The sequence below is a fragment of the Glaciecola sp. G7-5 genome, assembly GCF_055808975.1.
The window spans coordinates 5,021,005-5,036,078 of the sequence record NZ_CM147892.1; the positions used below are offsets into that span (position 1 = coordinate 5,021,005).

The following is a 15,074-nucleotide window of genomic DNA, read 5'->3' on the forward strand; positions in this document are numbered from 1 at the left end:
TTAGTGACCCATACCAAGCAATCTCTGTTTGAGCGTAGTAATTACCATTATTTTATGGATATGGATACTCGCTGGATGGACAACGATATATACGGCCACGTAAACAATGTTGTCTACTATAGTTACTTCGACACCATCGTTAACCGCTATTTGATTGAGCATGCTAAGCTCGATATTCATCAGGGTGAAAAAATTGGCTTAATGGTAAGTTCGCAGTGTAACTATCATAGCAGTGTCGCCTTTCCCGATAAATTAGTAGGCGCTTTTTCAGTAGGCAGAATTGGTAATTCCTCAGTAGAATATAAAGTCGCCATATTTAAACAAGACCAAAACGAGGCCGCAGCTACGGCGAGTATGACACATGTATTTGTTAATCGAGATACGAATAAACCATGCCCTATTGATGGGCTTTTAAAAGAAGCATTAAAGCAAGCACTTAAACCCTAGTCTTTGAGAGAACTATGAAAGCAAAAACAACACGAGCTCAATCTACTGCGTTATATAATGGTCAATCTAGCTTCTCACTTTTCAAAAAATTAAGCTATACGCTTGGTTCACTGCTCCTGCTCAATATTGGAATTGCTTACAAAGCAAACGCATTGCTTACAAACAAACACCATAACGACGACCATACCGAAGTCTCACAAGCTATCAATCCAAATTTCATTTTGCCCATGCACGAGCGTGCGCAACTTATCGACAGCATGCTCAATGACAAGCTTAACAATACCTTGCCAAGTATTATGGAACGCACGGGTATTGATATGTGGATTTTGATTTCACGGGAGTACAACGAAGACCCTGTATTAAAGACTATGTTACCGGCCACTTGGTTGTCAGCGCGCCGGCGCACCATACTGGTCATCTATAATCCTGGCGAGGGCAAAGCGATAGAACGCTATGCGGTAGCACGCTACCAAGTCGCTGATATGTTCAAAAAAGCATGGGATAAAGAAAGCCAGCCTGATCAATGGACAAGACTCGCTGAGCTCATTAAACAGAAAAACCCCAAAGCTATTGGCTTAAATAAATCAGAGCATCATGCGCTAGCTGACGGCATGACAGCGACAGAATATTTGGCATTCATCGATACCTTAGATGATGACTTAAAAAGTAAAATTGTTAGCGCAGAGCATCTCGCCCTAGGTTGGCTTGAAACCCGCTCTGCGGTGGAAATGGAAATATACCCTCAAATTGTTGCCTTTGGTCACAGTATAATTGCACAAGCGTTTAGTAATTCAGTCATTACCCCGGGGTTGACTACAACCGAAGATGTAATCTGGTGGTTACGAGATAAATCCAAAGCCTTGGGCGTAGAAAACTGGTTTCATCCTAGCGTTTCAATTCAGCGGGCCAATAGCGAAACTTTTGAGCAAGTAGCAGCCTTTAGTAAACGCGCCAGCGACAACGTTATACTGCCAGGAGATCTCATTCACGTTGATTTTGGAATTACATACTTACGCTTAAATACCGACCAACAACAACATGCATACGTGCTGAAAAAAGGCGAAACAAAAGCACCCGACTTTTTAGTCGACGCGCTCGCTAAAGGGAATCGCTTGCAAGATATATTTACCGGTATGTTTGCCGTTGGTAAAACAGGTAATCAGATACTCAAGGCAGCACGTCAACAAGCGATTAAAGAAGGCATTAAACCTTCAATTTATACTCATCCTATTGGCTATCATGGGCATGCTGCAGGCTCTACCTTAGGCATGTGGGATCAGCAAATGGGCGTACCGGTTGGGGGAGACTACCCTCTTCATGCGAATACCGCATATTCTATTGAGCTTAATGCCGCCAGTTTTATTCCGCAGTGGGGGAAAGAAATACGCATAATGCTAGAAGAAAATGCCATATTCGATGGGACTAAGGTCAGTTATATGGACGGTAGGCAAACCGAATTTCATTTGATTAGCAGTGATGAATAGGGGCTGACGACTCGCGCTAATTACAAAAAAGGGACGATGATAACACCGTCCCTTTTCACTTCTGCCTTTATAAAGGCTACCATGTAATTGGCTTACTATATTTGAAAAAACTCTCTTCTTAGGTCTCGGTCGGTATTAAAAGCGCCGCCTAACGAAGACGTTTTTGTATAAGAATTAGTGTCGCGTATACCGCGAGCCTTTACGCAATAATGCGTTGCATTGATGCTAACAGCTACATCTTTTGTACCCGTTAGCGCTTGTAAGGCAACCATAACTTGTTGCGTTAAACGTTCTTGCACTTGCGGGCGCTGCGCAAAAAAACCGACCAAACGATTAATTTTGCTCAAGCCTATTACCGTTTTGTTCGGGATATAAGATACCGTAGCAGTGCCGTCGATAGTCACAAAATGATGCTCACAAGTACTGGTTAAGCTTATGTCTGTGACTTGAACAGGCTGCTCTATTCTCATTTTATTTTGGATTTGCGTAATCTTTGGAAAATTACAATAATCCAGGCCTGAGAAAATCTCATTAACGTACATTTTAGCGATACGGTTTGGGGTATCTTGCAAACTGTCATCATTTAAATCCAAGCCTAAGGCCTGCATTATGTCTGACATGCTTTGTTTTATTTTCAAGCGCTTTTCTTCGGCACTTAAACCGTTTTCTACCATTGGTGTTTCAAGACCAGCAATCAATAGCGCTTCACGCACGAGTTCAGCTTGTGGCGAAATAGCTCTATTGTGGTTGGCTCCATGCATTACAATTTTTTCGTTTGCTAACATTGTCTATCCAATTAGTGATTTGTTTTTATATACGCAAAAGTTTTCTACTGGTTTACTAATGAAGCATAAAAGTGCAATTTAATTTTATGCTACGATCCTAGCGTGCCCATTTTACGTAAGTTTTTACATTCAATTTGTTCATAATGTATTGCTTAATGCTACTTTCACAAGTCGAGCAACAAAGATATCTTTTACACCATGGCATTATATCTTTGCACATGCAGCATTACAGCAACTCCCACATTTAATTACTAGGAAGCAACTCGATTATGATAGCGCCAATTCTTATTACCGGTGGCTCCCAGCGTTTAGGCCTTGCCATCGCCGAATACTTAAATTCAGCTGAATTTGAAGCTAAACGAAGTATTCAAGTCACTACACAACAAAATGATAAATTTATAAATCCAAAAGTTATTATAACATATCGTAATAAAAAACCATCTCTAGACACATTAATTGAAAAAGGCATCGTGGCAATTCAAGCCGATTTTTCAAGTGACGCTGGTATTGAGCACTTTATTGGTGCACTAAAAAAGCAAACCGCTATATTAGGAGGGATCATTCATAACGCATCTGATTGGGATAAAGAAACGCCCGAGGCGGATTTCGCGCATTTGTTTAGTAAAATGATGCAAGTGCATGCCAGTGCACCCTATCAAATTAATTTAGCCTGCAAAGATATGCTTATCGATGGCGCTGACATAATACATATGACCGACTATGTTCAAGACAAAGGTAGTAAAAAACACATTGCTTACGCGGCTAGTAAAGCCGCTTTGCACAACTTAACCTTATCGTTTGCCAGCTTGTTTGCACCCAAAATCAAAGTAAATTCTATCGCACCTTCTTTATTGATGTTCAACGAAAATGATTCAGCGGCCTACAGAGAAAAAGCCTTATCCAAATCACTACTCGGACATTGTCCGGGCGCACAAGAAGCGGTTAAGGCCGTTGATTTCATTTTAAGTAGCACATATATGACCGGGCAAGTAATACACCTAAATGGTGGGAGAAACCTTAAGTAATGCTAAATATTGATAAGCCTAAAGTAAGCCTTTCCCTGCGTAATTGTCTAAGCTTAGTCTTTCTAGCGCTTGCATCCACAAGCCATGCTCAAAACAATAACGCCGAGGTAGAAGTGATTAGCGTCACTGCTGCAAAAACACCACAAGCAATCAAACAAAGTCCTGATAGTATAAGTGCCATTTTGGCAAAAGAAATAGAATTGATATCAGGCCAGCATATATCTCAAGTGCTTGACGCAGCGCCGGGTACGTGGATTAGCCGCGGCAACGGACAAGAACATTTGACCGCTATTAGAAGTCCAGTACTCACTGGCGCGGGCAGTTGCGGTGCGTTTTTCATGGGGCTTGATGGCATATCAATCAGAGCACCAGGGTTTTGCAACGCAAACCAACTGTTTGATGTTAATTATGAACAAGCTGCTGGTATTGACGTATTGCGGTCACCAGCGAGCACCTTGTACGGTAGCAATGCGCTGCATGGTGTTATCAACATAATCAGTGCGGATGCATTTACAAACGACAGCTCTTCCTTAGGATTGCAAGTAGGCGCCAATGACTTTGCGCGTGTGAGCAGTAGTTATGGCAACAGCGGCAATGACAGCGCATGGCTTAGCCTTATTAACGTCACTCAAGAAAACGGCTACCAAACAATGAGCGGCTACGACCAACAAAAACTCTCTCACATATATCAAACCCAAGGGCGCAACTGGGATACAAAAACAGTCATCGATATTACCAACTTAAACCAAGAAACTGCAGGCTTTATTCAAGGCTTTGAAAGCTACAAAGATGCACAACTACGCCGCACAAACCCAAATCCCGAAGCCTATAGAGACGTAAAATCCTTACGCGCCTACACTAAATTTACCCAACAGCGGGAGCAAGGTATCCTCAGCATAACGCCTTACGCGCGGTGGAACACAATGGCTTTTTTACAACATTTTTTGCCTTGGCAAGCACTTGAAGAAAATCGTCATGCAAGTCTAGGGCTACAAACTCAGTATGACTTCAAGTGGAAAAATATAGATTGGACTAGCGGCGCTTCCTTTGACCTCACCCGAGGGAAGCTCGTTGAAAGCCAAGCAGATGACTTCTCTCCCAGCATTCCTAAAGGTATCCACTATGATTATGCAGTAAATGCCTATCAAATGAGCGCATTTACGCAAGGTACGCTAGAGCACAAAGATTGGACGCTCAGAGTGGGAGCAAGGTTTGAGAGGAACTTATATGATTATGCTAACAATGCAAATGGCCCAAGTGCCTGTGCATCAGATGTAGAATTATGTCGCTTTAGTCGACCTGACAGTCAGTCAGTGGCGTTTAATGCCCTCTCTCCGACCGCCAATCTGCGTTATCAAGCATCTGAGAATATGTCTGTTTATGTAAAGTATTCACAAGGCTTTAGAGCACCTCAGGCAACAGAGCTTTTTAGACTCCAAAACAATCAAGAGCTAAGCGACATCGACAACGAAAACATGGATGCGTTTGAAATAGGCATGCGCTTTAGCAATGCAGATACGTCTTTGCACATAGCAGCCTTTGATATGCAAAAATACGATGTCATTTTCCAAAATTCAGAGCGACAAAATGTAAGTGGAGGCAAAACGTCGCATAGAGGTATAGAGCTCGAATTGAAACAACGCCTAAGTGCAAAGTGGCAAGTAAATGGGCATGTAAGCTGGGCTGAGCATCGCTATGAAAATGACACTGACTTAGTTGCCAGGAATATATTAGGCAATGAAATCGACACTGCTCCGCGGTGGCTTTCCCAAATTAATCTTAACTATTCTCCTAGCACTGACTTAAGCGCACAATTAAGTTGGCAGTACACAGGAGACTATTTCCTTAACCCTGAAAACACAGCTACCTATGAAGGGCATCAACTGGTCGATATAAATATTCGCTATCAGCTTGCCAAACAGGTGAGTTTAGGAGTGCATGTGTTAAACTTAAGCAATGAACGTTACGCTGAGCGCGCCGACATTGCTTTTGGAAACTATCGCTATTTTGTAGGTCAACCAAGGCGTGCTTTTATTAATTTAGTATGGTCTTATTAAAATGCAAACCCATCCCTACACCCTGCTCACCGAGTGGGCAGAACAAGAAGCGGTAATATTAGCTTGGCCTCATGCCAACACTGACTGGGCTGATAATCTTGCCAATGCGCAAACAAGCTATCTTGCACTAATTAATGCGATAAACGCAGCGCATGCAGTGGTATTATTACTATGCCCTAGCACTGAAATTGATGCAGTAAAAGTCACCTTGGGAGAAAACAATCAAGTACTGATTATTCCCTGCGACTACAATGATACTTGGGTACGTGACTATGGATTCCTTACGGTTACCGACAATCAACATAACTACCCTGTCAGCTTCACTTTTAATGGCTGGGGGCAAAAGTTTGATGCAAGCCTAGACAACCAAATCAATATTGCACTTGCTGATTTATGCCAACAAACACTTATCATTAACCCAACGGTGTTAGAAGGTGGTGCGATTGAAATTGATGAGAATCAGCATTTATTAACAACCGCATCATGTTTGTACAATCCAAAGCGTAATGGACATATGAGCAGTGAAGCATACCAAACATTGTTTACTCAATATTTGGGCGCAAAGAAAGTAAGCATTTTTAATCATGGGCATTTAGAAGGTGATGATACCGACGGCCATATCGACACTTTGGCGCGTTTCACCCCTTTAATGGGGATAGTATTACAAGGCGCTGACAATCGCCCTCACGACCCACATTTTGCCGAGTTATTCAAACTTCAATATGAAGTTAGTCAAGTTCTCCCGAAACACAAAATATTTTCACTTCCACTGCCTCTTGTCGTGAACGATGAAGGTGAACGACTACCGGCTTCTTATGCCAATTATTTAATTTTGAATCGGCATATTGTGATGCCAATATATGATCAACCCGAAGATGAAGCCGCCTTAGAAATCATCCAAAAGGCATATCCTAACTATCAAATTATCGCCGTGCATTGCGTTAGTTTAGTGCAGCAAAATGGCAGTTTGCATTGCGTAACAATGCAAGTACCCACTAGCACGTTGAAACCTGAAATTATTGAAAAAGCACAAGCTGGAGTCTCAGTTTTATGAAAACAGTGAATACGCAAAAGTCCTTGAAAATAGGCTTGGTACAACAAAGCGTTGCAAGCAATGACAAAAATGAAAACTGGCAAAAATCAGCACAACGAGTACGCGAACTGGCATCACAAGGCTGCGAATGTATTTTATTACAAGAACTACATTCAACACTTTATTTTTGCCAAACAGAAGACGTCAATCAATTTGATTTAGCCGAACCAATTCCTGGTAGCGCCACGCAGTTTTTTGGTGCCTTGGCTAAAGAATGCAATATCGTGTTGGTTACCTCACTGTTTGAAAAGCGCGCGACAGGCTTGTACCACAATACTGCCGTGGTGTTTGATCGTAGCGATGAAATCGCGGGTATTTATCGCAAAATGCATATCCCTGATGATCCCGGATTTTACGAGAAGTTTTACTTCACACCAGGGGATTTAGGCTTTGAACCTATTCAAACGAGCGTTGGCAAATTAGGCGTTTTAGTCTGCTGGGACCAGTGGTACCCAGAGGCCGCAAGGCTGATGGCCATGGCCGGTGCAGAAATATTATTCTACCCAACCGCAATAGGCTGGGATCCGAATGATGATGAAGAAGAGAAACAACGCCAACAAGGCGCGTGGGAAACCATACAGCGTTCTCATGCTGTAGCCAATTCGGTACCTGTTATTGTGGCCAATCGCACCGGCTTTGAAGCCTCACCCAATGAAGCCGATGCGGGCATACAATTTTGGGGGCATAGTTTTATTGCAGGTCCACAAGGCGAAATACTTGCAATGGCCAGCGATAACAACGAAGAAACGCTAAGTGTAGAACTAGACATGCAAAAGTCTGAACATATCAAACGTATTTGGCCTTACTTTAGAGATAGACGCATCGATGCTTATCAAGATTTAAATAAGCGCTGGCGTAGTTAAGATAAACAACAATAATAATAACCACCGTAAAACGGCAATGGGAGTCAAACATGCATAGATTAAAAAACGTAACGATAAGCCTAGCACTTTTTGCTATTAGCTTGTCTTTACAAGCTCAACAAAAAGCGATTAGTGACGAGCAAAAAGAAACCGCCACACAGCTGATGCAAACAGCCCTAAAAAGCGACCTTGGTTTTAGCATAGTCGAGTCATTAACCACTGAAGTAGGGCCGAGACTAGGCGGTTCAGAAGCAGAAGCGCGGGCCCGCGAATGGGGCCTTAATTTGGGTAAAAAACTCGGCTTTGACAAAGCCAGCATTGAAGAATTTACCATGCCATTTTGGGACAGAGGGCATTTACATGTCGTGTTGAATGCGCCTTACAAACAAGAATTATATGCAACCGCGCTTGGCGGCGCAGCACCATCTAGCAAAGAAATTAAAGCGCCCGTTGTTTATTTTCGCGATATTCACGCCTTAAGCGAAGTCAAAGCAGGTCAATTAGAAGGCAAAATAGCCTTTGTTGATGGCGACCTCATGGTCAAAAGTCAAACCGGTGCAGGTTACGGTCAAGCCAATCAACGCCGCAGAGTTGGTTGGCAGCATGCACAGCGCGCTGGCGCTGAAGCCTTAATGGTGCGCTCAGTCGGTTCCAGTTCACATCGTTTTCCACATACCGGCATGATGAGCAAAAATGGCGAAGATTGGGCCTCAATTCCCGTGGTGGCTATTTCTAATCCTGATGCAGACCAATTACGCAGGTTACATTCGCTGGATAAAGAAATGAGTGTATCGCTTAGTTCAGAGTCTAAGTGGAAAGGTGACGTTAGCAGCGGCAACGTCATCCTTGATTTAATCGGCAGCGAAAAACCTGAAGAAATCGTGCTAATTGGTGGCCACCTAGATAGCTGGGATTTAGGCACAGGGGCAGTAGACGATGGCGCCGGCATTGCAATTACCACAGCCGCAGCGAGTTTAATTTCACAGTTACCAAAACGTCCGAAAAGAACCATTCGCGTGGTCATGTTTGGCGCAGAAGAAGTGGGACTTTTGGGCGCTTTCGCTTATGCAAAACAGCATGAAAAGAACTTGCATAATCATGTTGTAGCGACCGAATCTGATTTTGGTGCGCAAACGATTTGGCAGCTAGATTCTAATGTTAATGAAGAAGCTACCGTATTAATAGATGAAATTGCTAAAATTCTTTCTCCGCTTGGTATCGTGCGTGGCGGTGACAAAGTGCCTAACGGCGGCCCTGATATCATTCCAATGCAGCAAAAGGCGTTGCTACCATTAGGCTCAATCAAAACGGTAGAGACTATTTTGACTTGCACCATACGCCAGATGATACCTTAGACAAAATTAACCCCGATGAACTTGCGCAAAATATAGCGGCTTATGCAGCGGCTATTTATTTACTTGCTGATACTGAGGTTAATTTGAAAGAGTAAGGTACAAAACCTTATTCAGACCAATACCAACTTGTTAGGTTATAGCGATATCTAGGCGCATGATGCTTATTTATCGCATTAACCCAATGCTCTGAACCGCTAGAAGAAGGCTTAAATAACACGCAGCGGTTATAGCTCGGTAAGATTGAAATAGCCTCGTTGTTCTTACCCGCAAAAACCAGCTCTCCACCGGCGTCACTGGGCCAATCTTTGTTTAAATAGAGCAACATGCAAACCTCTCGCCCAGGAGACTCATCGGCATGCGGTTTAACAAAGTCATTTGCTCCCAATCGAAAGTAGTTACTGTTAATTTCGGGCTGGGCAACGTTTATATCACTTAAATGAACACTAAAGATGCGTGTTAGATAAGCCATAAAGGCTTCACTTCGGACAAAAGACAAAAACTGTGAAGCGGTGTTGTTAGGGCGTGAGCTCTTTGTTGTTCTATGCGATATACTTTTTGGTGCCCAAATGTCGCGGTGTACAAACCGCTCATCTACATCTGCGTTTTGCCACTGTTGTTCATTGGCGTAAAGCGCTTGATAAGTATGTTTTTGGCTTTGCCAATATTGTGGTGCTTTTAAATCCGTGACCAATTTGTCTATTATCTTAAGTTCGAATAAGTCATCAATCACAACTATATTAGGGCGCCTACTTTGCAAGGTCACCTTATGTTGATTGATCAGCGAATCAGCTAAATGAATTGGGTTTAGGTAACTATTCAAACTCATAACAAATAAATCTTTTGATGATAGCTTAAGTAAATTGACGACTCTTTGATATCAAAAATGCCTTCAAAGGCGCTATCTTTTATGTCGAGTCCTCCGGTGTACTTGCCAAAAGCAGGCATCAATAAAATATGGGCGGCGCAAACAAAGGTTTTTCCCGTCACTCTACGATTGGCCAATCGGTAAGTTGATTTAGGGTGGTAATGACCAACTATTTGCGCATTCACTAGCGCGCCGCCCGGCGCTGAATATTCATCAAGATCTTCAGGCTCATGCACCAACAGCACATTTTGACATTGTAAACTTAGCGCCCGCTCACCTTTTATCTCAGGCGGAATATCGGGATCATGATTGCCTAGCACCCACGTCCATTTTGGAACCGAAGTGACTAAAGCGTTGAGCTGGGTTAAATCCTCATGCTGCATTCTGCTTAGCGCATTGCCATCGTGAAAACTATCACCCAAGCACACAATATGAGCACATGTGTAGCGCTCAATAAGTGCTTGCATCCGCTTTAGCGTGTCTTTGCTGTCAAAACGCGGAAGAGGATTAGCAAACTGGCTTAAGAAACTGCCTTTTTCAAGATGCAGGTCGCTAAAAATCAGTAGGTCTTGTTGTGGCCATATAACAACACCTGCTGCATCAAATAACATTCTATGCTCGGCAAATTTCACAGGTATCACCTGATGGTTTAACAACAAGGTTTGTAGTAATTCAGCTGAAATCAAACGGGCTTGCTTCCTGATAAGTTTTTATCTTGCTGACTATCGCCTTGTAACAGTGCACGAACGTCATCGAGCATGAGCTCAGCCTCTTGGTATAAGTTTGCTTGTTCAAGCAAAGCTTGGGTTCCGGCCCCAGTCACCAGTTCGCTGCGCACATCTAGCACAATGGGGATGGCCATTGGCGAGGGTTTTTCAAGCGCTTTGAACATAAAGGAATCACAATATCTAAACAGTAAATTGGTGCTACGATCTATATCCAAAAGCTCTCTTTGGGCATTATCTCTAGTCACTTTCAATAGGATATGATCAGGGTCGTACTGGCGCAAGGTGTCGTAAATTAAATCGCTTGAAAAAGTCACCTGTCGCATCGTCTTCTTGTTACTATGATATTGTTGTTCAATCAGTCCGCTAACTACCGCGACTTGGCGGAAACTGCGTTTTAGCATACTGGCTTCAAGCATCCAATCTTCTAGCTCATCGCCTAAAATGCTTGGCGTAAACAAGTCAGGAATATGCTGTTGTTCAATTTGTAGCACTGACGAAATTGACAAACCATAGTCAGTAATTGAAAAGCTTAGCGGTTTTAATCCTCGTTTTTCCATTCTGCGTGTAATGAGCATGCCAAGGGTTTGATTGGCTTTACGCCCTTCAAAAGTATAAAACAAGGTCGTCTGCGCGCCTCTAAATGGGAACTGCTCTATCAATAATTTTTGCATACTCGGCAAGGCGCTATAGTCTTGCTGTAAGCTCAGCCATTCACGTACCAGTTTAGGCAGCGCTGTCCAGCGTTCAGGTGCGTTAATAAGTTCGCGCACCGCGTCAGCCAAATAAGTAGACAAGGGCATTTGCCCACCTTGAAAACTGGGGATTTTTGCCTCTTTTCCCTTACCTGGACGAGCCTCAACAATCATATCTTTAATCCCTTCAAACACCAGCACTTCGCCAGCAAAGAAAAAGCTATCGCCTTTGCTTAATTGCTGGGCAAAATATTCTTCCACCTCTCCAATTATTTTACCTTGGTGGGCGCGGCGCAAGCGTTTAACCCGTAACCTGCCAGCTTCAACAATCGTCCCTATGTTTTGCCTGTGGCGCATAATCACGCGTTTATTAGCCGGCGAATACAAATTATTTTCAGCCACTAACCTAAAATAGCGTTCGTAAGCTTGAAGCGCATAACCACCGTCTTGGGTAAATGAAAAAAGTTGCCTGAAAGTCTCTTTATCAATCCCCGAATAAGGGCTGGCATCTAAGACTTGCAAATAGATTTCATCAATCGTTGAGGGCTCACTGCACACACAATTCATGATGAATTGCGGGATGATGTCTAAAGCACCGGGCATTGGCTCTTCGCCATCAAGCTCCCCTTTTTTAATCGCATTAATTGCCGACAAGCACTCCAATGATTCAAAACGATTAGCAGGCACCAAATAGGCTTTAGAAGGCTCGTCAAAGCGATGATTTGAGCGACCAATTCGCTGCATCAGTCTGCTAACCCCTTTGGGCGCGCCTACTTGGATGACCAAGTCCACATCGCCCCAATCAATGCCAAGCTCAAGTGCTGAGGTGGTTACCACAGCGCGCAGTTTACCGGCTGCCATCATGCTTTCTGTTTTTTGGCGCTGCTCCTTACTTAAACTCCCATGATAGATGGCAATGGCTAAAGCTTCGGTATTTTCTTCCCACAAGCTTTGAAAAATAAGCTCTGCTTGAGCTCGTGTATTAACAAAGACTAAACTTGTTTTTGCTTTAGTAATGGCGTTTAAAATTTCTTTTTTGGCATATTTGGCCATATAGCCACCAAAGGGAATATATTGCTTATTGGTCAATATTTTTATGCGCGGCTTAACTCGTGACTTCGCGTGTATAATTTGAGTAGGCTCGCCACTTACACCTAACCACGCCGCTAAGGATTCGGGGTGAGCAACCGTTGCTGAAAGACCCACTCGAATAAACCCTGGATTAAGCCAATGCAGCCTTGCCAAGGCAAGTGACATAAAATCACCGCGTTTTGAATTCGCAAAAGAATGAGTTTCATCAACAATGACGCATTTCAAATTCCCAAAAATACTTTTGGCATCCACATAAGACAACATCAACATGAGAGATTCAGGGGTGGTTAGCAGGATATTAGGTGGCGATTGTCTCTGTTTTTGCCGCTGATAAGCACTAGTATCGCCGGTTCTAGATGCTAGCGTTATACTTAAGTTCATATCATCGATAGGCTTTTCGACATTACGATTAATATCGTAAGTTAAAGCTTTTAAGGGCGAAACATACAATGTATGCAAACCAATGCGCTTGTTTGATAGGCCTTGTTCGCGCAGTTTATGAATATCAATCAAGCAGGGTAAAAAGCCAGACAAGGTCTTGCCGGCGCCAGTAGGGGCAATCAGCAAACTGGATTGCTGATTACTAAATGCGCTCACCATCTTTTGTTGATAAGGACGGATTTTCCAATCACGCTCAGTAAACCACTGCTTGAATAAAGCAGGGATGAGACCTCGTTTTTTGGCTGGGGGAGAATCTAACAATGCCAAAGCGCCCCTTCCCTCTTTATTAATTACATATTACTAGTAATCAATACTCCTTGAATGCGAACTAGGTTTACTAATTTAGCGTTTAGTCCGCCTAGCAAAAACAACAAGGCTTAGGCCAAATAATAAAAACGCAGGCATGCTACCGCCGCTGCTCTCTGGCTCCGGTTCTACAACAGGTGTTGGCGCTGGAGCAGGTGTCGTAACAACTTCACAACCTACAGCATCTACACTTGTATTTGCGGGTGTATTGCTACATTGATCAGCACTGTCAAGTACACCATCGCCATCACTGTCGCTGTCAACAGGTTCGTTTGTTGCTGCTTTTGCAAAATAAATATTGTCTAAAAAAACCGTTCCGTTGCCTTCAACTTTTAACTGAAATACATCACTTAAATCAACGATGGGCAAAAAAGTCGTCATGGGTATCTCTACATGTTGCCAAGATTGACTTGTCACTGGAATTTCAAAAGCGACTTCCCTGGGTCCTGGGCTAATCACAAATATCTTTAAACTAGTTGAATCAAGCGACCAATAGTCTAGGTGCAAATTTTCAAATTCACTTAGGTCTTGTTTGTTGTCTTCAAAATCTGTGCCTTGATAATTCAAGCCAGCATATTTTAAAATATTGTCACCTTGTATTTGAACTTGGGTCACGCTCGTCGCCTGCCCCCAATTTGGGTTGGTGTTAACACTGGCAATACTGTCATAAAAGTCACTGTATATAGCAATTACGTCTTGGGCATCATCACTAGGCGTTGGCGCAGCGCTCTGTGGTTGACTAAAAAACTGGCAACCATTGACATCGACTTGTGCGCCTGCAGGCGTTGCTTGGCATAAATCATTGCTATTCGTTACACCATCGCCATCATCATCGGCTGCTTGTGGCGTACTTTCATTACAGCGTTGATTATTATTACTCGTACTGCTAGCGCAATGAGCAACGTAGTCTACTTCCATCGTTGCACTGTTGAGTGTTGGGTCGATAGTTCCGCCCAAGGTCCCGCCCATTGCCACATTGAGTAGCACAAACATCGGTTCTTCATATTGTGGACAATTGCTAAAATCATGCTCAATGACCATCTCATCATTGATGAAAAAGGCTAAACTATCTGCCGTCCACTCAATCGAATAAACATGAAAAGACTGTACATCAGGTGCGCCGCCAGGGTATGAATAACGCTGTTCTCTACCGCAATTACTAGTATTAAACATGTTAGTGATATAACGGCTGCCGTTATTCGAATACCATTCCCAAATATCTATTTCTTCGGCGCCGGGGTTTGGCCAATTAACCGTGTCGTTATCGCCTTTAAAGGGGTCTTCGGCGATTCTATTGCCTAGCATCCAAAATGCAGGCCACGTGCCGCCGCGTAATTCCGAAAACTTTATTCTTGCTTCAACACGCCCGAACAAGAATTCAGCCTTATCTTTGCTGTTTAAGCGTCCTGACGTCCAAGGCCGCGAGCGACCGTTCTGCCCCGGACAATTAATTTGTTGTCTACGAGCAGTTATTTTTAAGGTCCCATCTGACACTTCGTAGTTACGATTTGCGCTGCTTTCATCATCGGTATAGCATTGTATCTCGTTGTTATAGGCAGCTTGGATTTGGGGAGTCCAATTATCGTAATTGATACTGTCGCCGTCAAAGCGTTCAATCCACGTTACTTCCCAACCCGCGCGAGCCGGTATTATCGTTAAGCCCAAAACGAGGGCTAAAACACTGAGATAGCGAGCACTACAACTTGCAGCGTGAGCAATAGACATAAACAAAAATCCAATTAAAGCCACAATGACCGTGGCGGTTAAAAACTTAGCTTCTAATCGGAATACTAGTTACATATGCTTAACAATTCTATGTAACAACAGACGAAATGGACTTT

Annotated in this window: 11 protein-coding genes and 1 pseudogene; 7 read left to right on the top strand and 5 right to left on the bottom strand. The window is 43.2% G+C overall.

Annotated elements, in window-relative coordinates; genetic code table 11:
* Nucleotides 1–3 precede the first annotated feature (3 nt).
* Together AC0L6H_RS22055 and AC0L6H_RS22060 are read left to right on the top strand one after the other, a co-directional pair.
* Nucleotides 4–447, top strand: a complete 444-nt coding sequence (locus AC0L6H_RS22055; RefSeq protein WP_473391598.1) for an acyl-CoA thioesterase — start codon at nt 4–6, stop codon at nt 445–447.
* 14 nt (nt 448–461) lie between these two features.
* Nucleotides 462–1,931: a M24 family metallopeptidase gene (locus tag AC0L6H_RS22060; protein WP_473391599.1), complete on the top strand. Its 1,470-nt coding sequence runs from the start codon at nt 462–464 to the stop codon at nt 1,929–1,931.
* Nucleotides 1,932–2,026: 95 nt separating this feature from the next.
* On the opposite strand, the gene folE is transcribed toward AC0L6H_RS22060, so the two are convergent.
* The gene (folE, locus tag AC0L6H_RS22065) at nt 2,027–2,716 is read right to left on the bottom strand and encodes a GTP cyclohydrolase I FolE (protein WP_473391601.1); all 690 of its coding nucleotides are present in this window, start codon (nt 2,714–2,716) and stop codon (nt 2,027–2,029) included.
* 269 nt (nt 2,717–2,985) lie between these two features.
* Here folE and folM point away from each other — a divergent pair, with 269 nt between their 5' ends.
* The 5 genes and pseudogenes from folM to AC0L6H_RS22090 all read left to right on the top strand — a co-directional run bounded on the left by folM (nt 2,986) and on the right by AC0L6H_RS22090 (nt 9,204).
* A complete protein-coding gene (folM, locus tag AC0L6H_RS22070) occupies nt 2,986–3,741 on the top strand; it encodes a dihydromonapterin reductase (RefSeq protein WP_473391602.1) in 756 nt (251 codons plus the stop codon).
* The gene (locus AC0L6H_RS22075) at nt 3,741–5,798 is read left to right on the top strand and encodes a TonB-dependent receptor (protein ID WP_473391604.1); all 2,058 of its coding nucleotides are present in this window, start codon (nt 3,741–3,743) and stop codon (nt 5,796–5,798) included. Before folM ends, AC0L6H_RS22075 begins: the two co-directional genes overlap by 1 nt.
* A gap of 1 nt (nt 5,799) precedes the next feature.
* Complete coding sequence (locus tag AC0L6H_RS22080; RefSeq protein ID WP_473391605.1) at nt 5,800–6,852, top strand: agmatine deiminase family protein; 1,053 nt, start codon at nt 5,800–5,802, stop codon at nt 6,850–6,852.
* Complete coding sequence (locus tag AC0L6H_RS22085; RefSeq protein WP_473391606.1) at nt 6,849–7,754, top strand: carbon-nitrogen hydrolase; 906 nt, start codon at nt 6,849–6,851, stop codon at nt 7,752–7,754. The genes AC0L6H_RS22080 and AC0L6H_RS22085 overlap by 4 nt, the downstream gene beginning before the upstream one ends.
* Before the next feature lie 50 nt (nt 7,755–7,804).
* Nucleotides 7,805–9,204 (top strand): annotated as a pseudogene (locus AC0L6H_RS22090) (M20/M25/M40 family metallo-hydrolase).
* Between the two features lie 11 nt (nt 9,205–9,215).
* Here the strand turns inward: AC0L6H_RS22090 and AC0L6H_RS22095 are convergent.
* From AC0L6H_RS22095 to AC0L6H_RS22110, 4 genes are all read right to left on the bottom strand, one after another.
* A complete protein-coding gene (locus AC0L6H_RS22095) occupies nt 9,216–9,935 on the bottom strand; it encodes a 2OG-Fe(II) oxygenase (protein ID WP_473391608.1) in 720 nt (239 codons plus the stop codon).
* The gene (gene pdeM / locus AC0L6H_RS22100) at nt 9,932–10,660 is read right to left on the bottom strand and encodes a ligase-associated DNA damage response endonuclease PdeM (protein WP_473391609.1); all 729 of its coding nucleotides are present in this window, start codon (nt 10,658–10,660) and stop codon (nt 9,932–9,934) included. Before pdeM ends, AC0L6H_RS22095 begins: the two co-directional genes overlap by 4 nt.
* The gene (locus AC0L6H_RS22105; protein ID WP_473391611.1) at nt 10,657–13,194 is read right to left on the bottom strand and encodes a ligase-associated DNA damage response DEXH box helicase; all 2,538 of its coding nucleotides are present in this window, start codon (nt 13,192–13,194) and stop codon (nt 10,657–10,659) included. The genes pdeM and AC0L6H_RS22105 overlap by 4 nt, the downstream gene beginning before the upstream one ends.
* Nucleotides 13,195–13,269: 75 nt before the next feature.
* On the bottom strand, nt 13,270–14,958 hold the full coding sequence (locus AC0L6H_RS22110; RefSeq protein WP_473391612.1) for a glycoside hydrolase family 16 protein: 1,689 nt from the start codon (nt 14,956–14,958) through the stop codon (nt 13,270–13,272).
* Nucleotides 14,959–15,074 lie beyond the last annotated feature (116 nt).

Bases quoted from the DNA above. Each gene is read 5' to 3' on its own strand.
- AC0L6H_RS22060 (WP_473391599.1), top strand. From the start codon at position 462: ATGAAAGCAAAAACAACACGAGCTCAATCTACTGCGTTATATAATGGT.
- folE (WP_473391601.1), bottom strand. From the start codon at position 2,716: ATGTTAGCAAACGAAAAAATTGTAATGCATGGAGCCAACCACAATAGA.
- folM (WP_473391602.1), top strand. From the start codon at position 2,986: ATGATAGCGCCAATTCTTATTACCGGTGGCTCCCAGCGTTTAGGCCTT.
- AC0L6H_RS22075 (WP_473391604.1), top strand. From the start codon at position 3,741: ATGCTAAATATTGATAAGCCTAAAGTAAGCCTTTCCCTGCGTAATTGT.
- AC0L6H_RS22080 (WP_473391605.1), top strand. From the start codon at position 5,800: ATGCAAACCCATCCCTACACCCTGCTCACCGAGTGGGCAGAACAAGAA.
- AC0L6H_RS22085 (WP_473391606.1), top strand. From the start codon at position 6,849: ATGAAAACAGTGAATACGCAAAAGTCCTTGAAAATAGGCTTGGTACAA.
- AC0L6H_RS22095 (WP_473391608.1), bottom strand. From the start codon at position 9,935: ATGAGTTTGAATAGTTACCTAAACCCAATTCATTTAGCTGATTCGCTG.
- AC0L6H_RS22110 (WP_473391612.1), bottom strand. From the start codon at position 14,958: ATGTCTATTGCTCACGCTGCAAGTTGTAGTGCTCGCTATCTCAGTGTT.